Source organism: Flavobacterium proteolyticum, from assembly GCF_015223105.1.
In the GTDB taxonomy this organism is placed as follows: Bacteria; Bacteroidota; Bacteroidia; order Flavobacteriales; family Flavobacteriaceae; genus Flavobacterium; species Flavobacterium proteolyticum.
Genome location: NZ_JADFTZ010000005.1, coordinates 121,484 through 146,353 on the forward strand (window position 1 = coordinate 121,484; position 24,870 = coordinate 146,353).

At 33.4% G+C, this 24,870-nt stretch carries 19 protein-coding genes; 9 read left to right on the forward strand and 10 right to left on the reverse strand.

All coding sequences use genetic code 11. From position 1 onward, the window contains the following. Positions 1-139: 139 nt before the first annotated feature. The 8 genes from trpB to IM755_RS10650 form a co-directional block, all read right to left on the reverse strand. Positions 140-1,327, reverse strand: a complete 1,188-nt coding sequence (gene trpB / locus IM755_RS10615) for a tryptophan synthase subunit beta (RefSeq protein ID WP_194096621.1) — start codon at positions 1,325-1,327, stop codon at positions 140-142. After that, complete coding sequence (locus IM755_RS10620; RefSeq protein ID WP_194096622.1) at positions 1,317-1,952, reverse strand: phosphoribosylanthranilate isomerase; 636 nt, start codon at positions 1,950-1,952, stop codon at positions 1,317-1,319. Before IM755_RS10620 ends, trpB begins: the two co-directional genes overlap by 11 nt. Continuing rightward, on the reverse strand, positions 1,949-2,734 hold the full coding sequence (gene trpC / locus IM755_RS10625) for an indole-3-glycerol phosphate synthase TrpC (RefSeq protein WP_194096624.1): 786 nt from the start codon (positions 2,732-2,734) through the stop codon (positions 1,949-1,951). Before trpC ends, IM755_RS10620 begins: the two co-directional genes overlap by 4 nt. 2 nt (positions 2,735-2,736) lie before the next feature. Next, a complete protein-coding gene (trpD, locus tag IM755_RS10630; RefSeq protein WP_194096626.1) occupies positions 2,737-3,729 on the reverse strand; it encodes an anthranilate phosphoribosyltransferase in 993 nt (330 codons plus the stop codon). Positions 3,730-3,821: 92 nt separating this feature from the next. After that, a complete protein-coding gene (locus IM755_RS10635) occupies positions 3,822-4,388 on the reverse strand; it encodes an anthranilate synthase component II (RefSeq protein ID WP_194096810.1) in 567 nt (188 codons plus the stop codon). A gap of 9 nt (positions 4,389-4,397) precedes the next feature. After that, on the reverse strand, positions 4,398-5,798 hold the full coding sequence (locus IM755_RS10640; RefSeq protein WP_194096628.1) for an anthranilate synthase component I family protein: 1,401 nt from the start codon (positions 5,796-5,798) through the stop codon (positions 4,398-4,400). Positions 5,799-6,005: 207 nt separating this feature from the next. After that, entirely contained in the window at positions 6,006-8,408 is a 2,403-nt protein-coding gene (locus IM755_RS10645; protein WP_194096630.1) for an alpha-ketoacid dehydrogenase subunit alpha/beta, read from the reverse strand. Positions 8,409-8,591: 183 nt separating this feature from the next. Then, positions 8,592-11,342: a gluzincin family metallopeptidase gene (locus IM755_RS10650; protein ID WP_194096632.1), complete on the reverse strand. Its 2,751-nt coding sequence runs from the start codon at positions 11,340-11,342 to the stop codon at positions 8,592-8,594. Positions 11,343-11,586: 244 nt separating this feature from the next. Here IM755_RS10650 and IM755_RS10655 point away from each other — a divergent pair, with 244 nt between their 5' ends. After that, positions 11,587-13,587 carry an endonuclease gene (locus IM755_RS10655; RefSeq protein ID WP_194096633.1) on the forward strand — a complete coding sequence of 667 codons (2,001 nt, stop codon included), beginning with the start codon at positions 11,587-11,589 and terminating at the stop codon, positions 13,585-13,587. A gap of 109 nt (positions 13,588-13,696) precedes the next feature. Further along, positions 13,697-14,125: a hypothetical protein gene (locus IM755_RS10660; protein WP_194096635.1), complete on the forward strand. Its 429-nt coding sequence runs from the start codon at positions 13,697-13,699 to the stop codon at positions 14,123-14,125. Between the two features lie 35 nt (positions 14,126-14,160). Here IM755_RS10660 and glmM read toward each other — a convergent pair whose 3' ends face one another. Further along, positions 14,161-15,549 (reverse strand): phosphoglucosamine mutase, encoded by a 1,389-nt coding sequence (gene glmM / locus IM755_RS10665; protein ID WP_194096637.1) that lies wholly within the window; start codon positions 15,547-15,549, stop codon positions 14,161-14,163. A 100-nt stretch (positions 15,550-15,649) separates the two neighbouring features. Here glmM and IM755_RS10670 point away from each other — a divergent pair, with 100 nt between their 5' ends. The 6 genes from IM755_RS10670 (at position 15,650) to IM755_RS10695 (ending at position 22,941) form a co-directional block, all read left to right on the forward strand. After that, the gene (locus IM755_RS10670; RefSeq protein ID WP_194096639.1) at positions 15,650-16,246 is read left to right on the forward strand and encodes an acyl carrier protein phosphodiesterase; all 597 of its coding nucleotides are present in this window, start codon (positions 15,650-15,652) and stop codon (positions 16,244-16,246) included. Continuing rightward, positions 16,233-16,898, forward strand: coding sequence for a DNA alkylation repair protein (locus IM755_RS10675; RefSeq protein ID WP_194096641.1), 666 nt, complete (start codon positions 16,233-16,235; stop codon positions 16,896-16,898). Before IM755_RS10670 ends, IM755_RS10675 begins: the two co-directional genes overlap by 14 nt. A gap of 53 nt (positions 16,899-16,951) precedes the next feature. After that, the gene (locus IM755_RS10680; protein WP_194096643.1) at positions 16,952-18,769 is read left to right on the forward strand and encodes a chloride channel protein; all 1,818 of its coding nucleotides are present in this window, start codon (positions 16,952-16,954) and stop codon (positions 18,767-18,769) included. A gap of 14 nt (positions 18,770-18,783) precedes the next feature. Beyond that, a complete protein-coding gene (locus tag IM755_RS10685) occupies positions 18,784-19,224 on the forward strand; it encodes an acyl-CoA thioesterase (protein ID WP_194096645.1) in 441 nt (146 codons plus the stop codon). Positions 19,225-19,295: 71 nt separating this feature from the next. Then, complete coding sequence (gene uvrA / locus IM755_RS10690) at positions 19,296-22,127, forward strand: excinuclease ABC subunit UvrA (protein WP_194096647.1); 2,832 nt, start codon at positions 19,296-19,298, stop codon at positions 22,125-22,127. 88 nt (positions 22,128-22,215) lie between these two features. After that, positions 22,216-22,941 (forward strand): LOG family protein, encoded by a 726-nt coding sequence (locus IM755_RS10695; RefSeq protein ID WP_194096649.1) that lies wholly within the window; start codon positions 22,216-22,218, stop codon positions 22,939-22,941. A gap of 37 nt (positions 22,942-22,978) precedes the next feature. Here the strand turns inward: IM755_RS10695 and IM755_RS10700 are convergent, their stop codons facing one another. Continuing rightward, positions 22,979-23,842: an alpha/beta hydrolase gene (locus IM755_RS10700; RefSeq protein WP_194096651.1), complete on the reverse strand. Its 864-nt coding sequence runs from the start codon at positions 23,840-23,842 to the stop codon at positions 22,979-22,981. 154 nt (positions 23,843-23,996) lie between these two features. On the opposite strand from IM755_RS10700, the gene IM755_RS10705 reads away from it, so the two are divergent. Beyond that, complete coding sequence (locus tag IM755_RS10705; protein ID WP_194096812.1) at positions 23,997-24,809, forward strand: M48 family metallopeptidase; 813 nt, start codon at positions 23,997-23,999, stop codon at positions 24,807-24,809. Positions 24,810-24,870 lie beyond the last annotated feature (61 nt).

The following is a 24,870-nucleotide window of genomic DNA, read 5'->3' on the forward strand; positions in this document are numbered from 1 at the left end:
AAACGCTAAGACGCAAAGTTTTTCGCAAAGTGCGTAATGATTTTATTTAACATATAAGTCATATAAGATGATATATTAACTTTTTATAAAGTTTTTGAAAGTTCATGTAAGTTTTTAGCTAATCACTATTCACTAATTACTATTCACTAAACTTAAAATAATCAATATACGTATTCAAATCTTTGTCACCTCTTCCTGATAAGTTGATGATTACAATATCATTAGGTTGGAATTGTTTTTTATCCAAAACCGAAAAAGCATGAGCCGTTTCAATGGCTGGAATAATTCCTTCTGTTTTTGATACTTCTAATCCAGATTGCATGGCTTCGGAATCTGTTATTGCGATAAATTCTGCTCGTTTTGTATCATGTAAATGCGCGTGAAGCGGACCAACTCCAGGATAATCCAATCCAGCGGAAATAGAGTAAGGTTCGGTAATTTGTCCGTCTTCGGTTTGCATTAATAAAGTTTTACTTCCGTGAATAATTCCAATTTTTCCTAAAACTGAAGTCGCAGCACTTTCTCCAGAATCTACTCCATGTCCAGCAGCTTCCACAGCAATTAATTTCACCGATTCTTCATCTAAAAATTCGTAAAAAGCCCCAGCAGCATTGCTACCGCCACCTACACAAGCTATTACGTAATCTGGATTTTCTCTGCCTTCTTGTTTTAAAAGTTGGGATTTAATTTCTTTGGAAATCACACTTTGAAAGCGTGCCACCATATCTGGATAAGGATGAGGTCCAACCACAGAACCAATAATGTAAAACGTATCAATTGGGTTATTAATCCAATCGCGAATTGCTTCATTTGTAGCATCTTTCAAGGTTTTAGAACCCGAAGTTGCCGCTCGAACTTCTGCGCCCAACATTTTCATGCGAGCTACATTTGGTGCTTGTCTTTTAATATCGACTTCACCCATGTACACGATACATTCTAATCCCATCAAAGCACAAACCGTTGCCGTTGCCACGCCGTGTTGACCTGCACCAGTTTCAGCAATGATTCGGGTTTTACCTAAACGTTTTGCCACTAAAATTTGTCCGATAGTATTGTTGATTTTGTGTGCTCCTGTGTGACACAAATCTTCTCGCTTTAAGTAGATTTTGGTGTTGTATTTTTCGGATAATCGTTTGGCAAAATACAAAGGCGTTGGACGACCTACAAATTGTTGCAATAAGTCTTTAAACTCTTCTTGAAAAGAAGGTTCGGCCATTATTTTAAGATAGTTTTCTTTTAATTCTTCCACATTTGGGTATAGCATTTCAGGAATAAAAGCGCCTCCAAATTGGCCGTAAAATCCATTTTCATCAACATTATATTTCATATAGCAATTTTTTAAATTTTTGTAATTTGATTTTATTTTTGATTCCAGGTTTTTTCTCAAAACGACTGTTAACATCAATTGCGTAGCATTTTTTTGCAGCGGGTGATTTTAGAAATTCTTTTAATCCGTCAATTTCTGTAGTTCCAATTCCACCACTTAAAAAGTAAGGAACATTAAAGTGATAGTTTTCCAAGACATTCCAATCGAAAGTAATGCCATTTCCTCCCGGTAATTTTCCTTTGGTATCAAAAAGAAAATAATCGACAGCTAATACATATTCTTTAACCACAGAAAAATTGAAATTCGAATCCATAGAAAAAACTTTGATGACTTCGACACCCAATTTTTTTACGTTTTTACAAAAAATAACCGACTCATTTCCGTGTAATTGAATGATATCTAATTGATATTGGTTTATTTTAGAAGCAATTTCTTGTATGGACGCATTTACAAAAACCCCAACTCTTTTTGTAGTTTCATGAAGTTCAGGAATCGAATCCAAAGTCATATTTCGTTTTGATTTTCCCCAAAAGATAAAACCAAGATAATCAGGATTTAAAGCCGATATTTCCTTAATATTTTCGGTTTCTTTCATGCCACAAATTTTTAGTTTTATGTTTTTCATATCACTAATTTTTGAATGAATTTTTGAGCTTCCAAACCAGGATTTTCGGTTTTCATAAAATGTTCGCCCATTAAAAATCCTTGATATCCAAATTGTTGTAATTCTTTCACTGCTTCAATTCTATTAATTCCACTTTCAGATACTTTTACAAATTCATCTGGAATTTTAGTAGCTAATTCTTTGCTGTAATCTAAACTCACTTCAAAAGTTTTTAAATTGCGATTGTTTACGCCAATCATATCTAAGCTTGGCATAATTGATTTTTCCAATTCTTCCAAATTGTGAACTTCTAACAATACTTCTAAACCTAAACTTTGTGCAAATTCTGAAAGTTGCTTTATTTCTTCTCGAGTCAAAACCGCTGCGATTAGTAATATTACATCGGCTCCATGCGCTTTAGCCTCCAAAATTTGGTATTCGTCAACAATGAATTCTTTTCGTAACAAAGGAATATTTACCGAAGCTTTTGCTAATAACAAATCATCCAAACTTCCACCAAAATATTTCGCATCCGTCAAAACTGAAATTCCGCAAACACCAGCATTTTGGTACCCTAAAACAACATCTTCAATGGAATGATTATTATTGATAACCGATTTCGATGGCGAACGACGTTTATGCTCCGCAATAATTCCAGAAGCGCTGTTTCTTAACAATTTACTCATAGAATACGTGCGAGAATTGAATAAAACCGAAGCTTCCAATTGCGAAACAAGAATTATGTTTTTCTTTAATTCGACTTCACGCTTTTTGTCGGTGATGATTTTATCTAAAATGTTCATGATTAATTACTTATTGCGATTAATTTTTTTAATTTTTCCAATGCTTTTCCGCTGGCTAAACTTTCTTGTGCTTTGGATAAAGCTTCATCATAATTCGATTTTTCAACGGTTTGAATAGCGATAGCAGCATTTGCACAAACTACATTGTTTTGCGCCGAAGTTCCTTTTCCAGAAATGACATCAAAGAAAATTTTAGCTGATTCATCAACAGTTGTTCCGCCTTTGATGGTTTCTAGTTTGCATTCAGGTAATTTGAAATCGGATGGTTTTAAAATTTGTTCGGATGCATTCGAAATGAATTTCACTTCATCGGTTAAGGAAACTTCATCAAATCCGCTTAACCCATGTAAAATGGAATAGTTAGTAGCAGTGTTTTGATATAAATAGGCATACATTCGGGCTAATTCCAAACTAAAAACGCCTACCATTTGATTTTTGGGAAACGATGGATTTACCATAGGTCCCAACATATTAAAAAACGTTTTCACGCCTAATTCTTTTCGAATCGGACCCACATTTTTCATAGCAGGGTGGAAGAGCGGAGCGTGTAAAATAGCGATATTTGTTTCTTCAATAGATTTGGTTAAGAAATCAGAATCATTAGTGAATTTTACACCCATTTTTTCCATCACATTGCTTGAACCTGAAATTGAAGAAACACCATAATTTCCGTGTTTTGCGACTTTAATTCCTGCTCCAGCTACGATAAATGAGGCAAGAGTAGAAATATTGAAAGTATCTTTTCCATCGCCACCTGTTCCACACAAATCAATCGTGTTGTATGCGGAAAAATCAATTGGAATACACAATTCTAATAAAGCTTCACGAAAGCCTGCTAATTCTTCAATCGTAATGCTTCGCATCATGTAAACCGTCATGAAAGCTGCAATTTGACTTGGATTATAACTTCCCGAAGAAATATTGACCAAAACATCTTTAGCTTCTTCTTTATTTAGGATTTCGTGTTGGATTAAACGATTTAATATATTTTTCATTTCATTTATTTTTAAATTGGACATAAGTTGGGCTGTACTTCACTGATTTTGTGTTAGTGAAGCAAGAAATTAAGCGTGTATGTTGTTTCTAATTAATGGCTAAGCCAATTTTCTAGAATTTTTTTTCCGTAAGGAGTTAAAACACTTTCAGGATGATATTGAACGCCTCGAATATCAAAATGCGCGTGTTTCATTGACATAATTTGACCGTTTTCATCTGTAGAAGTTACGATTAAATCAGTAGGAAGGTTTTCATTGGAAATGACCCAAGAATGGTAGCGTCCTACTTCGAATTCGTTTGGTAAATCTTTGAAAATAAAGTCGTCTTCGGTTTTGATAACTTTAGTAGCGACACCGTGATACACTTTTTCTAAGTTGGTTAAATTTCCACCAAAAACTTCTCCGATAGCTTGCAAACCTAGACAAACTCCGAAAATACTTTTTGTTGAAGCATATTTTTTGATAACGTCTTTCAATAAACCTGCTTCATCTGGAATTCCTGGTCCTGGCGAAAGTAGAATTTTATCGAATTTTTCTAACTCATTCAATTCAAACTCGTCGTTTCTGAAAACAGTTACTTTAGCGTTCAAATCCTCTAAATAGTGGACTAAATTGTACGTAAAACTATCGTAATTGTCTATAACTGCTATTTTCATGATGTCTTCTGTTTAAATGTTTTCTGCTAAATCTAAAGCTTTTTGCAAAGCGCCTAACTTGTTGTACACTTCTTGCATTTCGTTTTCTTCGGATGAACTTTCTACAATTCCGGCTCCAGCTTGAAAGTGTAAGGTGTGATTTTTACTCAAAAAGGAACGAATCATAATGGCATGATTAAAATTGCCTTCAAAATCTAATACTCCGATGGCGCCACCGTAGAAACTTCGGTTGGTTTTTTCGATGTTTTCGATCAATTGCATGGCTTTTACTTTTGGTGCTCCTGTTAATGTCCCTGCTGGGAAAGTCTTCGCGACTAATTCCATAAAAGTATGATTTTCTTTTAATTTTCCTGATACTTTTGACACCAAATGAATCACGTGAGAGAAAAATTGGACTTCCTTGTATTTGTCTACTTTTACTTCGTGACAACTTCGGCTTAAATCATTTCTTGCTAAATCGACTAGCATGACGTGTTCGCTATTTTCTTTAGTGTCTTCGCCTAATTTTTTGGCTAATTCAGCATCTTGTTCGTCGTTTCCTGTGCGTTTGAATGTGCCTGCTATTGGATGAATTTCGGCAAAATTGTTTTTGATAACCAATTGTGCTTCTGGTGATGAACCGAATATTTTGAAATTTCCATAATCAAAATAGAACAAATAGGGAGAAGGATTGATGCTTCGTAAAGCGCGATATACATTGAATTCATCACCTTTAAACCCTTGGGAAAATCTTCTAGAAAGTACTAATTGAAATACATCGCCACGTAAACAATGTTTTTTAGCTAACGAAACGTAGTTTTTGAATTCGTCATCACTTAAGTTAGAAGTTCCGTTTCCTGATTTTTGAAACGAAAAAGAAGCAAAGTTTTTCGCTTGTAATAATTGTTCAATTTCAGCGATATTATTGCTTCCGTCAAAACTATGACAAAATAAATACGCTTCGTTTTTGAAATGATTAATAGCGATAATGTTTTGATAAACAGCGTAAAAGATTTCGGGAATTTCGTTTTCCGTTGATTTTTTTGCAATCGAAACTTTTTCAAAGTATTGAATGGCATCGTAAGCTAAATAACCAAATGATCCTTGTGTAATAAATTTAAAATCTGACTTTTCTGTTTCAAATTGATTTGAAAAGTTTTCGATTTCTTTTGTAACATTGACATCAGTATCAATTGGAATAATTTCTGAAAACCCATCTGGAAAATTCGTTTCAATTTTTTGATTTTCTACTTTTATAGAAGCAATCGGATTGAAACAGATGTATGAAAAACTGTTGTCATTCGCATGATAATCAGAACTTTCTAGCAAAATGCTATTCGGAAATTTATCACGAATTTTCAAGTAAACACTCACTGGCGTAATGGTGTCGGCAAGAATTTGTTTGTAGTTGGTATGTAATTTATATTTTTTCATTTGATTTTGAATTTTTGGCAATAAAAAAAGGCTTGTCGTGATTGACAAGCCTTTTCTATGTATTTGGTTTTAAATGATACTATAGCAGGTTTCGCTCACGAAGTTCGACGTAAGTTAGACCACCACCAAGTATTATTTAAAATTGAAATCATGTTCTTAATTGTAAGTTGCAAATATTTCTAATTAATTTTCGAATAAACAAATTTTTTAATATAAACTTGGATATTTTGTTGGATTTGCCTCATTCATAATCGCATATACTTTCTCAAAAATGTCTTCTGTTGAAGGTTTTGAGAAGTAATCACCATCGGTTCCATAAGCAGGTCTGTGCGCTTTTGAAGCTAATGTTTGAGGTGCGCTATCTAAATGTTTGTAAGCATTTTGATTCTCCACAATTTCTTGTAAAATGTATGCACTTGCTCCACCAGGAACGTCTTCGTCAATTACTAATAAACGATTGGTTTTCGCTACCGATTTCACAATATCGTGATTGATATCGAAAGGTAATAACGATTGAATATCAATGATTTCTGCACTAATTCCAACCGATTCTAACTCATTTGCTGCTTGTTCAACCAAACGTAAAGTTGAGCCATAAGAAACTAAAGTAATGTCAGTTCCAGTTTTAATCGTTTCAACTACTCCGATTGGTGTTTTGAATTCGCCTAAATTCGTTGGCATTTTTTCTTTTAAACGGTAACCGTTCAAACATTCAACCACTAATGCAGGTTCGTCAGTTTCTAACAAAGTGTTATAAAAACCAGCGGCTTTGGTCATGTTTCTTGGAACTAAAACGTGAATTCCTCTGATGGCATTGATAATCATTCCCATTGGTGAACCTGAATGCCAAACGCCTTCTAAACGGTGACCACGAGTTCTGATGATTAACGGTGCTTTTTGGCGACCTGCTGTTCTATATTGTAATGTTGCTAAATCATCACTCATGATTTGAATAGCGTACAACAAATAATCTAAATATTGAATTTCGGCAATTGGACGTAATCCTCGCATTGCCATTCCGATTCCTTGACCTAAAATTGTAGCTTCACGAATTCCTACATCGGCAACACGTAATTCTCCGTATTTCTCTTGCATGCCTTCCAAACCTTGGTTTACGTCACCAATGTTTCCTGAATCTTCACCAAAAATTAACGTTTCTGGATATTTTGAGAAGATAGCATCGAAGTTGTCTCTTAATACTAAACGTGCATCCACATCTTCTGCAGTTGCATCGTAAGTTGGAGCTACTTCTTTGGTTTTTAAAACCGTTTTATCCGATTGCGAAAATAAGTGAGAACTGAATTTCGGTTGAATTTTCTCCGTATAATTTTCAATCCAAGTTGCTAAAGTAGCACGAGAATTTTCTTTAATAATCATGCGCAACACTTTACGAGCTGCTACTAAAATATCTTTACGAATTGGTTCTTTTATTGAAGCAACATCATTAGCGATTTTCTCAATAAAAACTTTGTTTTCACTTTGTGAAGCGATGGTATTTAGCAAACCAACTAATTCTTGTTGTTCTGTTTTGATTGGAGCAGTAAAGTTTGTCCAAGCGGCTTTTTTGCCTTCTAAAACGTCTTTTTTAGCTTGGCTGTCAATCTCATCTAATTCTTCTGAAGTAGCGATATTGTTATCAATTAACCAAGTTTTCATTTTAGCTACACAGTCAAATTCTGCTTCCCAAGCCAAACGTTCTGCATTTTTGTAACGCTCATGACTTCCCGAAGTTGAATGACCTTGCGGCTGCGTTAATTCGCTTACGTGAACTAAAACAGGAACGTGTTCTTCACGTGCAATTTGCGATGCTTTTTGGTACGTTTCTACTAAAGCTGGGTAATCCCAACCTTTAACGCGTAAGATTTCGTAACCGTTATTTTCTTCATCACGTTGGAAACCTTTTAAGATTTCAGAGATGTTTTCTTTTGTTGTTTGATGACGAGCGTGAACTGAAATTCCGTATTCGTCATCCCAAACGCTCATTACCATTGGCACTTGTAAAACACCAGCAGCATTGATAGTTTCAAAGAACAAACCTTCAGAAGTAGAAGCATTTCCGATTGTTCCCCAAGCCACTTCGTTTCCGTTTTCAGAAAAATTAGTTTGGTTGATGCCTGAAACATTTCTATATATTTTTGAAGCTTGAGCTAATCCTAACAAACGCGGCATTTGCCCAGCAGTAGGAGAGATGTCAGAACTCGAATTTTTTTGTTGGGTTAAGTTTTTCCAATTTCCGTTTTCGTCTAATGAATGGGTTGCAAAGTGTCCGCCCATTTGACGTCCAGCACTCATTGGATCAAAATTAATATCGGTATGGCCATATAATCCAGCGAAGAATTGCTCGATATTCATAGCGCCAATTGCCATCATAAAGGTTTGGTCACGGTAATATCCTGAACGGAAATCTCCATTTTGAAACGCTTTTGCTAAAGCTAATTGAGGTACTTCTTTACCATCGCCAAAAATTCCGAATTTAGCTTTACCTGTAAGCACTTCTTTTCTTCCAAGAAGACTACATTCTCTACTAATTCGGGCGATTTTATAATCGTTAATGACTTCTTTTTTGAAATCTTCAAAAGAAACTACTTCCGATGTTGTTGCTGTTTTCATAAGCCGTTTGTACGAAATTGATAATTCAACAAATTTAATTAAAACGACTTATAAAACAATACAGGAAGTGATATTTTTTTAATTATTATTAAATTATCAATAGTTTTGATTTGAAAAACGCAATGAATTCATTAAAAAATGATTTTTAATTATTGAATTATCAAATAAATAGATAAAAATCTGTTAAAACCATTTTCTAGTAAATAAAGAAACTAATATTTTTGGACTTAAGGTTACTACAAAACGAATTTTTTCACCATATTTATTTGAGTTTAACTCCAATCCATTTGAAGAATAAACAGGTAAAAAAAGTTCAAAATAATCGGGAACTAAGTTTAGATGTAATCCAGAATCGTAAACAAATTTCGCACTTGAATATTGATTTTTAAACATTCCGGCATCACCATATATTTGTATCCAGTTCCAAATATTGAAGGTTCCGTTAACAGTTGTCATCCATTGGTTTGCAAATCTTGTATCTAGTTTAGATTTGAATCCACCTTCAGCATAAACGTATTGTTGGCTGTATATTCCAGTTGTTTCGCTTCGTCCAAGTAAATTATAATCGAACATATAATCATTTGGTCTGTCTAGTCCAAAACTAAAAAAATCGGTATTTACACTTCTGTACATAAATGCTCCAGCGAAGAAACGAAAGCTAATTTGTCTGTTGTTTTCAAATAATTTTCGATAATGAATTTCGGTAGAAATTTTGCCAAATGAATTGGCAATTTGCAAATCATTTAATAATGAAAAATGCTTCGTTCCTTCCGATTGATAATTTCCGTATTTAGCATTGAAAATATTATAGTTTTGTGTGTTTAAGTCTGTTACAAAAGGGGATTTTTCTCTGTTTACATAAACCTGTCTAAGTTGAACAAATTCATTTTTGTTAACTCTAAAATTTTCATCTCTGAATCGAAATTGAACTACAGGTATAAAATTTGTATAAAAAGCATCTTTAGTGTAATGAAATCGACTTCCTGTTACCATATATCGGATGTTATATAACTTGCCTTTTTCGCGAATATTATCATCAATAATAGCAGAAAATTTACCAACAATTGAGCCTGTATTACTAGAATACATAGGAGTTACGCTGAATGTAAATGGTTTATTCAATATAGATTTATTATTGATTCGCATTCCTAATGCAATACCATCATAGATATTAAATTCTACTTCAGGAACATAGAAGATTTGATTGTAATAAGGTTCTTCCAAATCTCTGAAAAATATTAGTTTTAAAGGACGATTATTAAAGAAGAAACCTTTTAAAGATTTCCAGTTGTTTCTTAAGTTGTATTCTGGAACTTCGTTGTTATAATTTAGTGTTATTTTATCAGCGTCCAATCTTGGTAATACAATAGTTGAATCAGTTTTGATTTCTGTCAACCACAGTTTATTAACCACTTCATTATTTTTTAATTGGTATAAAGAAATTGGAACATTAGTGTTTGTTTTGTTGATGATATTAACAGAAATAGAATCTTTTGTTTTGGTAACTTTTCCAAATTTATAATCGATTAAATCGCGTGTTTCAATTACCGTTCTAAAGAACCAATTGATGTCTTTGGGACTATTTTTTACCAAAACAGTCTCAAACTGACGAGAATTTGTTCCAAAAAACTGATTTTCTTGAATGTATTCTTGAATACTTTTATGAACAATATCGTTTCCTAAATAACTGTCTAAATATTTTAAACTTAAGCCAGCTCTGTATTTGCTTGCAATTTGTTCATTGAATTTTATCAAGCGATTTTTTGGCTCGTTCAAAGGTTGATCTAAATTTTTACGCGCCATCAACATATATAAATAGTTGTATTGTTGGTTGAAATCAAGATTGATAAAATGATACGGTTTTAAAATTTTTAGGTGGGCAACATTTCCAGTCATTTTTAATTCAGGAAAATACTCATCAGCATATTGCATCATTAAGAACATTTGAATTCCATCTGCAATCCAATAATCACGTCTTTGATTAAGATTAAGATTCTCTTTTAAGTAATTGTTTAAATAGGTTTTTAAAAATTTCAACTCAAACATTAATTCATTAGAAAACGGACTCAAAAAGCTAGGCAATTGATTTAAGCCATAAAACGGTTGACGCGCATAGTCTTCCTGAGTAATTATAATTTTAGAAGTTAGAGGCAATCCTAATTTTGAAGCTGTAAAACGGCTTACTTTATCAAAAATTATTGCTTTGTCAATTTCTTTTACTCTAGCATCTTCAATTCCACAACTTACTTCAATAATTTCATTTCGGTAAGTTTGATAGGTACTTTTAGGTTCTATTGTAATGACAACTTCATTTTTGTTTTTAGAATTTAGGAGAACTTTTTTAGTATCAATAAGTTCAACAGAATTAATTTCTTGAAGGTTACTAGATAAAGTATAATCTTTTGGAAGTTCAAATTCAATTTCAAAATCAGAAAAAGCATTTGGAATATCATCTAAATTTTCATTGCTGTATTGTATGAATTTTTTATGCTCAAATCGAGCGGGATTTAAATACCAGTTTTTTAATACAATTCGTCCATCATTATTGTAGCCGTATTTGGTAAATTTTGAATCTGGAATTTTAACAATATAAACCAATGTGAAAGTTTGTTTCGAACAAGGTAAAATAGGCTGATTAAGTTCAAGTTTTATTAAATCTACTTTGCCCTTAGGTCGGTTCCAATTTATTGCTTGAAAATCGTTGTCTACTATGGTTTTAATTTCTGTGAAACCTCTTTCTTTTTCTGTTGCTAAATGAAAAGCTCTCACAAATTCATCAGAATATTTTTTTGCTAATGCAGAAGATTTTGAAGAAAAAGCATTGTTCCAATCATTAAGAATGATATGATTTAAGGTGTCATTACTAGTGTTATTGTATGTTAAAATTTGTTTAATCAATAGCGTTTTTTCTTCTGTGTTAACTCTAACTGTCATTCTAGTAGAATGTTGCGAGATAACAAGAATTGGAAATAAAAGAAAGATTATTTTAAATATAAATTTCAAAATAGATTAATCAGTTTATTGTTAGATGACAAAAAATTCAAAAAGTTGCTTAATGACTGCAAAATATAAAAATACTCGTACAATAGCCTTAAAAAACACTTAAAATTAATGCATGTTGTTAAAAAATACAGGTATTTTCGCTTTTATATTCGTATTTTTGATAAAAATAGTTTTTATGCCCCTTAAAATTTACACTTTTTTCTTCCTGTTTTTAGGATTGTTTTCTTATTCTCAAGTATTCATTAATGAAATAGATGCCGATACACCTAGTACAGACCAGCTTGAGTTTGTTGAACTAAAATCAGTAACACCGAACTTTTCTTTGGATGGTTACGTTTTGGTTTTTTTTAATGCAGGAAGTACATCTCCTTACTCAAACTCTGTTAGTTATTACGCAATTGATTTGGATGGATATGAAACAGATTTCAACGGAATTTTTCATATAGGAAATAATCAAGTTTCTCCAGCTCCATTGAAAATTTTCCCAAATGCAACAGTTCAAAACGGACCTGATGTTGTGGCTCTTTACTTAGGGAACGACTCCGATTTTCCTCTAAATACATTGGCATCAACTACAAATTTAGTTAATGCTTTAGCATATACAGGAAATGCATCACAACAACCAACCGCTATGATGACGACTTTAGGAATTACGGTATGTACTAATGAAAACGCAAATGGCTTAGTGACTTCGCAATCTATTCAAAGAAAAAACGATGGAACTTATGAGGTAAAATCGCCAACTCCTGGGATGAATAATGATGGTAGTGGTATCACGCCAAATTATATAACCGTTTCATTTCCACAAACCAGTTTTAATGAAGGTGATAGTTTTAATATTACTTTCACAACTAGTCAGCCGGTTCAGAATGAAAACTTAATTATGAATTTCACATTGGCTAATGGAAACTTTACTAATCTTGATTTTTCTGGAGGTTTAACTGTTATGATTCCTGTTGGACAAACAACAACTCAAAATGGTATAATTATCTCTAATGATGGATTTGATGAAGGTGATGAAGAAATGAAATTTGTTTTACAGCCTTTACCAATTGGTTACGTGTCTTATAACAATAACATGATCTTTAGGGTTAATGATGCTAATTTTACAACTGATCCATGGGGAACACCCTTAAACCCAACATACACTGTTGTTGCTCCAACTACACCTCCAGGTTATTACAGTTCTTTAGAGGGTTTATCAGGAAATGCATTAAAGCAAGAATTACAAAATATTATTGCAAATCCAGCCGTAGTAAGATTACATAGTTACGCTGATATTTGGGAGATTTTAAGAACATCCGACCGAAATCCTCTAAATAACAATCAAGTTTGGTGTATGTATATTGAAGCTCCTATGGCAAAATTGGATCAGCAAAATACAAGCAGTATTATTGGTAAATGGAATAGAGAACATATTTTTCCGCAATCAAGAGGGGGATTCAGTGTTGCTGAAGGCGATATTGCTGATGGAATAAATGTTTGGCTTCCAACAAACGCCACAGCTACCGTTGATGGAGTTTCTGATGCACATCATATTAGAGCCGAGAATGGTCAAGAAAATTCATCCAGAAATAATAAAAATTTTGGAACGGTTAATTCATCTACTGTTTATGCCGGACCAACGGGAACTCAAGGCTCTTGGCGTGGTGATGTTGCTAGAGCTTTATTTTACATGGCAGTTCGATTTGAAAGTTTAAATGTGGTAAACGGCGATCCAGTAGAATTGAGCAGTGGTAATCCATCTTATCAAATAGGAGATTTAGCTACTTTATTATCATGGAATACAACCGACCCAAGAGATGATTTTGAAATGAATCGCAACAATTACATCTACACTTGGCAAATGAATCGTAATCCGTTTATTGATCATCCTAGTTTAGCAGATTATATTTTTGGAGCGAATTTTGGGCAACCTTGGTCAGCTACTTTATCAACTCAAACTCCAATTGATAATAGAGTAGCGGTTTATCCTAATCCTGCTTCAGATTATTTAATTGTTTCTGGTTTAGAAGGAACTTCAAAAATTGAAATTTATACGGTTACGGGTCAATTGGTGCAAACAGAAAATTTCGAAAACGAAACTCGTATCAATTTAGATTTGAATGCAGGAATTTACTTGGTTAAGGTTACAAATGGAGTTCAAAGTACCACCAAAAAAATCATTATGAAATAGTCTTTTTTCTGTTTTGAAAAAATGTTAAAATGAGTTAAAAATTACTAATAACATAATTTTTGGCAGTATTATTGGTTTAATAAATAAATAACTATTAAATTTAATGAATATGGAAACTATTAAGAACAGAATAGCAACGCTTTTTGGGGTATTAATTTTAGTATTTATGTTGGTTGTGCCAACAGACGTTTTTTCACAAGGACCACCACCTTGGGCGCCGGCTCATGGATATAGAGCAAAAACAAGACATATTTACTTTCCTGACCAAAATATGTATTATGACATTCAAAGAGGAACTTACATTTATTTTAGTAATGGGAAATGGTCGGTAAGTGTAAAAGTGCCTTCAATTTTTGTAGGTATTAATTTAGGTAGAAGTACTCAAATAGAATTAGATTTTTATGGAGATAGACCACAACGCTATAATTACTCGCACAAAACAAAATATAAAGTAAAAAAACACTACCATCAAAACCATAAACACAATAAAGGTAATGGTCACCCAGGAAAAGGCCATGGAAAAGGCCACGGTAAATAATAAAAAAAGCCAGAGTAAAACTCTGGCTTTAATATTTAAATTCCTGCTATTTTTTTTAATTCTTTAACGAATCTTTCAGCTAAAACATCCGCTTCATTTTGTGTTGGAGCTTCTGTATAAATTCTGATGATTGGCTCTGTGTTTGATTTTCTTAAATGCACCCATTCTGTTGGGAAATCAATTTTTACTCCATCAATTGTAGAAATATTTTCCGATTTGTATTTTTCGGTTAACGTAGCTAAAACAGTATCAACATCAATTTGAGGAGTTAATTCAATTTTGTTTTTACTCATAAAATATTGAGGAAAGCTAGCTCTAATTTCAGCAACCGTTTTATTTTGGTTAGCTAAATACGTTAAAAATAAAGCCGCACCCACGATACTATCTCTACCATAATGCGATGAAGGATAGATAATTCCACCATTACCTTCACCACCAATGATTGCGTTAGTTTTCTTCATTAACTCTACCACATTTACTTCTCCAACAGCACTTGCTTGATAAGTTCCACCATGTTTTTCAGTAATATCGCGTAAAGCACGAGAAGACGACATATTAGAAACTGTATTTCCTGGAGTTTTCGATAAAACATAATCCGCAACAGCAACTAAAGTATATTCTTCACCAAACATTTCACCATCATTTGAAATGAAAGCCAAACGATCTACATCAGGGTCAACAACAATTCCGAAATCAGCTTTTTCTTCTACAACCAATTTACAAATATCACCCAAATGTTCTTTTAAAGGTTCTGGGTTGTGAGGAAAATGCCCGTTTGGTTCGCAGTATAATTTTACCACTTCAACGCCCATTTGTTCTAATAAATTTGGGATAATAATTCCACCCGAAGAATTTACACCATCAACAACTACTTTGAATTTCTTAGTTTTTACCAAATCAGCATCAACCAAAGGCAATTCTAAAACTTCATCAATGTGAATATCCATGTAAGCATGGTTTTCAGTAACTTCTCCTAATGCATCTACATCAGCAAAGTCAAAGGCTTCTGCTTCTGCAATTTCTAGAATTTTTGCTCCATCGGCACCACTTAAAAATTCGCCTTTTGCATTCAATAATTTAAGAGCATTCCATTGTTTTGGATTGTGAGAAGCCGTCAGGATAATTCCACCATCTGCTTTTTCCATTGGAACAGCAATTTCAACTGTTGGGGTAGTGGACAAGCCTAAATCGATAACGTCAATTCCTAATCCAACTAAGGTATTTACAACCAAATTATGAATCATAGGACCCGAAATTCTCGCATCTCGACCAATTACTACTTTTAGTTTATCTTTTGCTGTGTTTTGTTTTAGAAAGGTTCCGTAGGCAGAAGCAAATTTAACTGCATCTACTGGGGTTAAATTATCACCTACTTTTCCGCCAATGGTTCCGCGAATTCCTGATATCGATTTTATTAATGTCATGATGAATTGAAATTTGAAATACAAATATATTAAGATGTAGTTCGCAAAGTCGCAAAGTCGCAAAATATTTTTTTATATATTTACGAAAATAACTTACAAAATGAATTTTCTAGCTCATATCTATTTGTCGGGTGAAGATGATTTTGTCAAAATTGGCAATTTCATGGCAGATAGTATTCGAGGTTCTCAGTATTTAGATTATCCAGAAGCTATTCAAAAAGGTATTTTATTGCACCGTCATATTGATAGTTTTACGGATGCGCATCCCATATACAGAAAAAGCAAACATCGTTTGCACGAAAAATACGGACATTATTCGGGTGTGATTATGGATATTGCTTACGATCATTTCTTGGCAAAAAATTGGAGTAAATATTCTAATGAAAAGTTAGAAGATTATGCCGCTGATTTTTACCGATTGATGCAAGATAACTATGAAATTCTAACCGAAAGAGTAAAAGGAATGTTGCCTTATATGATTGGACGAAATTGGTTGGTAAGTTATGCAACAATTGCAGGTTTAGAAATGATTTTTTTTCAAATGGATTATCGAACCAAACATCGAGCACACATGCAAGAAGCAATTGTGGAAATTCAAGATTTTTATACTGAATTTGAATCGGAATTTTTTCAGTTTTTTGAGGAATTAGTACTTTCGTGCCAACAAAAATTAAAGGAACTCAATGAAATTTTGTAGTGATTTAGAAGCTGATTTTCGAAAAGCATCCAATAGAGAATTAGCAATTCCTATGGAAAATTACATGAAGAATAATTTCTCGTTTTTAGGAATCAAAACGGAGCAAAGACGAGCGATTTTCAAATCAAACTATGAACAAAATAAAGCTGAAGTCAAATCAAACTTTAGAGCAATTGCTTGGGAATTGTTCCAAATGAAAGAACGCGAATTTCATCAAACAGCAATAGATTTATTGGTAAAAGAGTTCAAGAAAAATTTTGTTTTGGAAGATATTCGATTGATTGAAAAAATAATTATTACCAATTCTTGGTGGGATTCAGTTGATACGATTGCGAAATATATTTTAGGTGGTTATTTGTTGCAATTTCCTTCAGAGACTTTAAAAGTAATTGAACGTTTTTCAAATTCTAAAAATATGTGGTTAAATCGAAGTGCTGTTTTATTTCAATTGAGTTATAAAGAAAAAACCAATTTCGAAATTTTAAAATCAGAATGCGAAAAACACAAAGATTCCAACGAGTTTTTCATTCAAAAAGCAATTGGTTGGGCATTACGCGATTATAGTAGATTCAATCCAAAAGGAGTCGAATCATATGTAAGTTCAACCAATTTGAAACCATTAAGTAGGAGAGAAGCTTTGCGTTTGATTTAATTAAGTTTTATTTTTCAGATTAAAGATTTACCTTCGTAAAATACTTCAAGACAATGCCAAGAAAGAAATCTTTTTCACTTAAAACGTTTATTCATAAAACATTCCGACGTTTAGAGCGATTTGTTTTTCTTTTGAAATCGTTACTAACACCAAGGCAGTTTATATATTTTTCGTGTGTTTTAGTTGGGATTTCTTCTGCGGTGGCAGTAATTATTTTAAAAACATTTGCGCATTGGGTTTATAAATCGTCTCAAAAATTAGATGATATTTTCCATCTTCCTTATAGTAATAGTACGTTACCAATTATTGGAATTATCATTACGGTAATTATCGTTAAAAAGGTTTTGGATGGTTCTATAGAAAAAGGAACTGCTCAAATCATGTATGCCGTAGCTAAAAAGCGCGGAATTATGCCTAGAAAGCAAATGTTTGCCCAAATTATAACCAGTTCCTTTACAGTAGGAATGGGAGGAAGTGCCGGATTAGAGTCACCCATTACTATTACCGGAGCCGCTTTTGGTAGTAATTATGCGCAAAATTATCGTTTAAGTTACAAAGACCGAACGCTATTATTAGCTTGTGGTGTCGCTGCTGGAATAGGTGCTGCTTTCAACGCTCCAATTGCAGGAGTTTTGTTTGCTATCGAAGTAGTTTTGGCCGAAATTAGTATTACTGCATTTATTCCGATTATGATTAGTGCGGCTACAGGAGCTTTAGTTTCAACCGTAATGTTGAATGAAGATATCTTGTTTTCGTTTAAAAAAGTGCAGTTTTTCGATTATCACAATTTACCCTATTATATTTTATTAGGAGTTTTAAGTGGTTTAGTTTCGATAAATTACGCCCGAACTTTTAGAAAAATCGAACATTATTTTAGCGGATTAAAATTTAACATCATCAATAAAGCTTTGTTAGGAGCAGGAATTTTAGGTGTACTGATTTTCTTGTTTCCTTCTTTATTTGGTGAAGGATATGAAAGCATTAAACTTTTAGCCGACAGTAATCCTGAACGCTTAGTTCAAAATACTGTTTTTGAACGCTTTGAAGATTCAAAATGGATTTTGTTATTGTTTGTCGGTGCTACCATGTTAATTAAAGTTTATGCAACAAGTTTAACATTAGGAGCAGGAGGAAATGGTGGGAATTTTGCTCCTTCACTTTTTGTAGGTTCGTATTTAGGATTTTGTGTAGCTTATTTTTTTAATATCATAGGTTTTGCCAAGTTACCAATTGGAAATTTCACTCTTGTAGGAATGGCCGGAATTTTAAGTGGATTATTTCACGCACCATTAACTGCAATTTTCCTTATTGCCGAAATTACGGGAGGTTACAACTTGATGGTTCCGTTAATGATTGTTTCTTCGGTAAGTTTTGCAATTTCAAAACGCTTTGAACCCTATTCTTTTGATATTAAAAATTTAGCAGATAAAGGCGAAGTTTTTACGGATAATCGCGATGCAAATATTTTGAATTCTATTGATGTTGCGAAATTAATTCAAACTGATTTCAAACCCATTTCGGTTAGTAATACTTTAGACGAATTAGTTGAGAAAATCCAACAATCTGATGCTGATATTTTCCCTATTTTGGATGAAAAAAATACGCTTTTAGGCTTGGTATTGTTAGATGAAATCCGACCAATTGTTTTCTCACAATTCAAAGTAAAATACACTTCTACAAACGAAGTCATGCAACCTCCAAAAGAAATTATTTTCTATGATGAAACTTTAGAAACCATCATGGAAAAGTTTGACACATCAGGTTGTAAAGTGTTACCGGTTTTAAAAGATGGCATCTTCCTTGGATTTATATACAAACAACTTATTCTTGAAAAATACAGAATGCGTTTAAAATCAATGATTATCGAATAATTTAACATTTACATATGTCTACAATACATCTTCAGGATTTCAAATTTTCATTACCTTTAAGCATTCGCTGGAATGATTTAGATCCATTAAATCACGTTAATAATGTATATTATTTTGAGTATTTTCAAATGGGTCGCGGTTACTATATGCCAACAGCATGTCCTAAATGGGATTGGACCAAACACATGTTTGTAATTGCACATATTGAATGCGATTATTTTAAAGAATTAAAATTAACGGCTGCTGAACCAACGATCAAATTAAGAACATCTTCATTAGGTGCTAAGAGTTTTGAAATAGAATATTTAATTACCAGTTTTGATAAAGAAAATAACGAAGTTATTCATGCAAAAGGCAAAAGTGTTCAGGTTTTAATTGATACAACACTAGGCAAATCTATTGAAATTCCTGATTGGTTACGAGAGGCAATTATGGATTATGAGCCCGCTTTGTAAATCAATTTTAAATTTAAACACATTAGTTATTCTACATTCAAAATAGTATCTTTGCGTTTTGCCAAAAAAACATGCAACACACAGAAGAAACAATTGAAATTATTGGAGCGAGAGCTCATAATCTTAAGAACATAGATGTTACCATTCCACGAGAAAAACTTGTGGTTATTACTGGTTTATCGGGATCAGGAAAATCGTCATTGGCTTTTGATACGATTTATGCGGAAGGACAACGAAGATATATAGAAACGTTCTCTGCTTACGCTCGACAATTTCTTGGCGGATTAGAACGCCCTGATGTAGATAAAATCGACGGACTTTCGCCTGTGATTGCTATTGAGCAAAAAACCACGAGTAAATCACCTCGTTCTACTGTGGGAACAATTACCGAAATTTACGATTTCTTACGTTTATTGTACGCTCGTGGCGCTGATGCTTACAGTTACAATACGGGAGAAAAAATGGTTTCGTATTCTGATGAGCAAATAAAACAATTGATTTTAGAGGATTTCAATGGAAAACGCATCAATATTTTAGCACCGGTGGTTCGTTCTCGTAAAGGACATTATCGCGAATTATTTGAGCAAATTGCGAAGCAAGGTTTCTTAAAAGTTCGTGTGAATGGCGAAATTCGTGATTTAGAATACGGCATGAAAGTCGATCGTTATAAAACGCATGACATCGAAATCGTAATTGATAGAATGGCGATTGATACAGAAGAAGACACTGATAAGCGACTTTCAGAAAGTATCAAAACTGCGATGTATCATGGCGAAGATGTGATGATGGTCATCGAACAAGAAAGTAAAGAAGTACGTTTTTACAGTCGTAATTTAATGTGTCCGTCTTCCGGAATTTCGTATCCAAATCCGGAACCGAATAATTTTTCATTCAACTCTCCAAAAGGTGCTTGTCCGTGTTGTAACGGATTAGGAACGGTGAATGAAATCAATCTTCAAAAAATTATCCCAAACCCGAAATCATCGATTAAAAATGGTGGTTTTGCTCCTTTGGGCGAATATAAAAGTTCATGGATTTTCAAGCAATTGGAAATTATCGCACAAAAATATGATTTCAAAATAACTGATGCTATTGAAACCATTCCTCAAGAAGCAATGGATATGATTTTGTATGGTGGAAACGAGAAATTCTCAGTCGTTTCAAAGGTTATGGGAATCACAAAGGACTATAAAATCGATTTTGAAGGAATTTCAAATTTCATCAAAAATCAATACGATAATTCCGATTCAGCTAGTATCAAACGTTGGGCAAAAGAATTTATGGATGAAAATGATTGTCCAGAATGTGAAGGAACGCGTTTGAGAAAAGAGTCATTATATTTCAAACTTAACGGAAAAAATATTGGTGAGTTAGTCCAAATGGACGTTGCCGAATTATCCGAATGGTTTGCCGATTTACCAAATCATCTTTCTGAAAAACAACAAGTAATTTCAACTGAGATTTTAAAAGAAATTACGGCTAGATTACAATTTTTATTGGATGTAGGTCTGAATTATTTATCCTTAAACCGAAGTTCAAAATCACTATCGGGCGGAGAAGCCCAACGCATTCGATTGGCAACGCAAATTGGGTCTCAATTGGTTGGGGTACTGTATATTTTGGATGAACCAAGTATTGGTTTGCACCAAAGAGATAACGAACGCTTAATAAAATCATTAGAAAGTTTACGCGACATTGGTAACTCAGTAATCGTGGTTGAACACGACAAAGACATGATTGAACGTGCCGATTATGTTATTGATATTGGTCCGAAAGCAGGTCGTTTTGGTGGACAAATCATCAGTAAAGGAACGCCGAAAGAATTGTTGAAAGAAAATACCATTACGGCTCAATACATGAGTGGTAAAATGCAGATTGAAGTACCGAAAACACGTCGTGAAGGCAACGGAAAATCCATCAAACTATCAGGCGCAACAGGAAATAATTTGAAAAATGTTTCGATTGAAATTCCATTAGGAAAATTGGTTTGTGTTACCGGAGTTTCAGGAAGTGGAAAATCAACTTTGATTAACGAAACCTTGTATCCGATATTAAATGCGCATTTTTTCAATGCTGTTAAAAAACCACAACCTTACAAAAAAATAGAAGGTTTAGAACATATCGACAAAGTAATCGACATCGACCAAAGTCCGATTGGAAGAACACCGCGTTCGAATCCAGCGACTTATACAGATGTTTTCTCTGAAATAAGAACTTTGTTTACTCAAGTTCCTGAAGCGATGATTCGTGGTTATAAACCAGGAAGATTTAGTTTTAATGTAAAAGGCGGTCGTTGCGAAACTTGTGAAGGTTCTGGAGTGCGAACGATTGAAATGAGCTTTTTGCCTGACGTTTATGTAGAATGCGAAACCTGTATGGGGAAACGTTTCAACAGAGAAACATTGGAAATTCGTTACAAAGGGAAATCAATTTCAGATGTGTTGAACATGACGGTAGATGAAGCAGTAGATTTCTTCGAAAATATCCCAAAAATTTATCGAAAAGTAAAAACCATTCAAGATGTTGGATTGGGGTATATCACATTAGGTCAGCAAAGTACAACGCTTTCAGGTGGTGAAGCACAACGCATCAAATTAGCAACGGAACTCTCTAAAAAAGATACAGGAAATACGTTTTATATTCTAGACGAACCTACAACAGGATTACATTTTGAAGACATTCGGGTGTTAATGGATGTTATAAATAAGTTAGTTGATAAAGGAAATACGGTGTTGATTATCGAACATAATTTAGATGTTGTAAAATTATCAGATTACATTATCGACATTGGTTACGAAGGTGGAAAAGGTGGCGGAGAAGTTGTAGCTAAAGGAACTCCTGAGGAAATTGTGAAAAATAAAAAAAGTTATACCGCGCAGTTTTTGAAAAAAGAATTATCTTAGCAACCTAATTACTACACACAACAACACTGCTAAAACTTTATTATTTAATCGTAATAGTTTGTTTACAAACAAATTAACTAAAATTACTATGGCAGCAGATCAGTACGAAAACGAAGAACACAGAATTCAAGAGAAATTCAAGCAAAAAACTTGGAACGAAATAAGAACCAATGATTCATGGGCAATTTTTAAAATCATGTCGGAATTCGTAAATGGTTACGAATCGATGGGAAGAATTGGTCCTTGTGTCTCTATTTTTGGTTCAGCAAGAACAAAACCAGAAGACAAATATTATTTATTAGCTGAAAAAATCGCTTATAAAATCAGTAAAGCGGGTTACGGTGTAATTACTGGTGGTGGTCCTGGTATCATGGAAGCAGGAAACAAAGGAGCTCATTATGGAGGCGGAACTTCGGTAGGTTTAAACATCGAATTGCCTTTTGAGCAACACTTTAACCCGTATATCGATAAAGATAAAAACTTAAACTTTGATTACTTCTTCGTAAGAAAAGTAATGTTCGTAAAATATTCACAAGGTTTCGTTGTAATGCCAGGAGGTTTTGGAACCTTAGACGAATTATTCGAAGCGGTTACGTTAATTCAAACGAAGAAAATTGGAAAATTCCCAATTATCTTAGTAGGAACCGAATTTTGGTCAGGTTTGTTAGATTGGATTAAAAATGTCATGATTGACAAAATGAAAAACGCGAGTCCAGAAGATATGAACTTAATCAAAGTAGTTGATACAGAAGATGAGGTATTAGAAGCATTAGACAACTTTTACAAAAAATACAATTTGTCTCCAAACTTCTAAAAAAAAAGCAAAAGTCCTTCAAACTGAAGGACTTTTTTTATTTTGAAATGAATTCTTTGATTTTGTTTATCACAGCTTCATCGCCTAAAATTTTACGATGGCCTAAACCTTCTGTAATCATCAATTCTGAACCTTGTAAATGTTCATGAATATGATAAGCTGCTTTCACGGAAACATCATCATCTTCTTTATCATGCATAATTAAAACTGGGATTTTAATTGTTTTAGCAGCTTTGTATGCTGAATAATCATCCATTTTTCCAACAAATCGTTTTTCAAAATGATCTCTTAATTTGGTTCCGTATTCTGGTTTTAATTGTAATTTCTTGATAAAATCATCAATAATATCTTGAATGATATCGCCAGCTCCAATAGTGACCGCTTTTTTAACATTCAGATTTTGCTTTATAGCATTCAAAACCGACATCCCACCAAGCGAATGTCCAATCGCATATTCAAACGAACCATATTGTTTCTCTAACTCTAAAATGGAAGCAATAAATTCGGTCATTATCGAATAATTACCTTTTGATTTTCCATGTGCTGGAGCATCAAAACTTATGGTCATGTAGCCCATTTTTAGAAGCTCGTCCGCAATTTTTACTAATTGCGTTCCTCTACCAGACCAACCATGAACTAAAAGTACTTTTTTATCGCTTTTGCCATATTCATACACTACGATTTCTTTGTTTATCTCAGGAATCATAATACTTTTTTGAACACTTTCGCGTTCCATATGTAATTCACGTTTTGGTAATTTATGACGAATGGGAGTTGTAAAAAGTTTAGCCGCAAATTTAGTTGTTAGACTTGATGAAATAGCTTGTAAAAATTTAGCTGTATACAAAATAGGTTGAGGTATTTCAATAACTTGCGATTGTTTTTGTTTCTTTTTGGACATATTCAGAAATTTTGTGCAAGTTACAATTTATATGATGTTCGGTTTAAAATTTGATTATAAAATATAGTTAAAAAATGACGCAAAAATTGAATCTGACAAACAGCTTAAAATTAAAAAAAGATGTAATTTTGTAAAAAATCGATTACTTATGAATATGAAATTTAAAATTGTAGTACTTCTTGCTTTTGCACTTGTGATATCGTGTGCTAAAAATCCATTTACAGGAAAGAGTACTTTAGCGTTAGTCCCTAATAGTGAAATTTTGCCTTCAGCTTTTCAACAATATAATCAGTTTTTATCTGAAAATAAAGTAATTACGGGTACAAGCGATGCGAAAAGAGTAGAGACAGTTGGATCTAAAATTAAAGTTGCCGCTGAACGTTGGTTAAATGCTAACGGATATGCTAATTATTTAGAAGGATACGCTTGGGAATATAAATTAGTAGATAGCAAAGAAGTAAATGCTTGGTGTATGCCTGGAGGAAAAATTGTTTTTTACACGGGTATCATGCCAATTTGTAAAGACGATGCCGGTATGGCAACTGTTATGGGACATGAGGTAGCACATGCTTTAGCCAATCACGGTCAACAACGAATGAGCGCAGGTGTTTTACAACAAGCTGGGGCAGCAGGAGTAGCGGTAGCTACAGGAAATAAATCTCAAGAAACGCAACAAATAGCAATGACAGCTTATGGTGCTACTACTCAATTTGGTGGAATGTTACCATTTAGTAGAGCGCATGAAAGTGAAGCAGATATGATTGGATTAACTTTAATGGCAATTGCAGGATATAATCCTGATACGGCTGTAGCATTTTGGGAAAGAATGGCGCAACAATCTGGAGGACAAGCACCACCAGAATTTATGAGTACACACCCTAGTAATGCAACTCGTATTGCTAAAATTAAAGAATTAATACCAAAAGCTAAAGCAGAAGCAGCCAAGTTTGGTGTTACTTTTAAATAATTAAAAAATTACTATTATATTTGAATCCCGACATTGTCGGGATTTTTTATTTTAAAACAAT

Bases quoted from the DNA above. Each gene is read 5' to 3' on its own strand.
- trpB (WP_194096621.1), bottom strand. From the start codon at position 1,327: ATGAAATATAATGTTGATGAAAATGGATTTTACGGCCAATTTGGAGGC.
- IM755_RS10620 (WP_194096622.1), bottom strand. From the start codon at position 1,952: ATGAAAAACATAAAACTAAAAATTTGTGGCATGAAAGAAACCGAAAAT.
- trpC (WP_194096624.1), bottom strand. From the start codon at position 2,734: ATGAACATTTTAGATAAAATCATCACCGACAAAAAGCGTGAAGTCGAA.
- trpD (WP_194096626.1), bottom strand. From the start codon at position 3,729: ATGAAAAATATATTAAATCGTTTAATCCAACACGAAATCCTAAATAAA.
- IM755_RS10640 (WP_194096628.1), bottom strand. From the start codon at position 5,798: ATGAAAAAATATAAATTACATACCAACTACAAACAAATTCTTGCCGAC.
- IM755_RS10645 (WP_194096630.1), bottom strand. From the start codon at position 8,408: ATGAAAACAGCAACAACATCGGAAGTAGTTTCTTTTGAAGATTTCAAA.
- IM755_RS10650 (WP_194096632.1), bottom strand. From the start codon at position 11,342: ATGACAGTTAGAGTTAACACAGAAGAAAAAACGCTATTGATTAAACAA.
- IM755_RS10655 (WP_194096633.1), top strand. From the start codon at position 11,587: ATGCCCCTTAAAATTTACACTTTTTTCTTCCTGTTTTTAGGATTGTTT.
- IM755_RS10660 (WP_194096635.1), top strand. From the start codon at position 13,697: ATGGAAACTATTAAGAACAGAATAGCAACGCTTTTTGGGGTATTAATT.
- glmM (WP_194096637.1), bottom strand. From the start codon at position 15,549: ATGACATTAATAAAATCGATATCAGGAATTCGCGGAACCATTGGCGGA.
- IM755_RS10670 (WP_194096639.1), top strand. From the start codon at position 15,650: ATGAATTTTCTAGCTCATATCTATTTGTCGGGTGAAGATGATTTTGTC.
- IM755_RS10675 (WP_194096641.1), top strand. From the start codon at position 16,233: ATGAAATTTTGTAGTGATTTAGAAGCTGATTTTCGAAAAGCATCCAAT.
- IM755_RS10680 (WP_194096643.1), top strand. From the start codon at position 16,952: ATGCCAAGAAAGAAATCTTTTTCACTTAAAACGTTTATTCATAAAACA.
- IM755_RS10685 (WP_194096645.1), top strand. From the start codon at position 18,784: ATGTCTACAATACATCTTCAGGATTTCAAATTTTCATTACCTTTAAGC.
- uvrA (WP_194096647.1), top strand. From the start codon at position 19,296: ATGCAACACACAGAAGAAACAATTGAAATTATTGGAGCGAGAGCTCAT.
- IM755_RS10695 (WP_194096649.1), top strand. From the start codon at position 22,216: ATGGCAGCAGATCAGTACGAAAACGAAGAACACAGAATTCAAGAGAAA.
- IM755_RS10700 (WP_194096651.1), bottom strand. From the start codon at position 23,842: ATGTCCAAAAAGAAACAAAAACAATCGCAAGTTATTGAAATACCTCAA.
- IM755_RS10705 (WP_194096812.1), top strand. From the start codon at position 23,997: ATGAAATTTAAAATTGTAGTACTTCTTGCTTTTGCACTTGTGATATCG.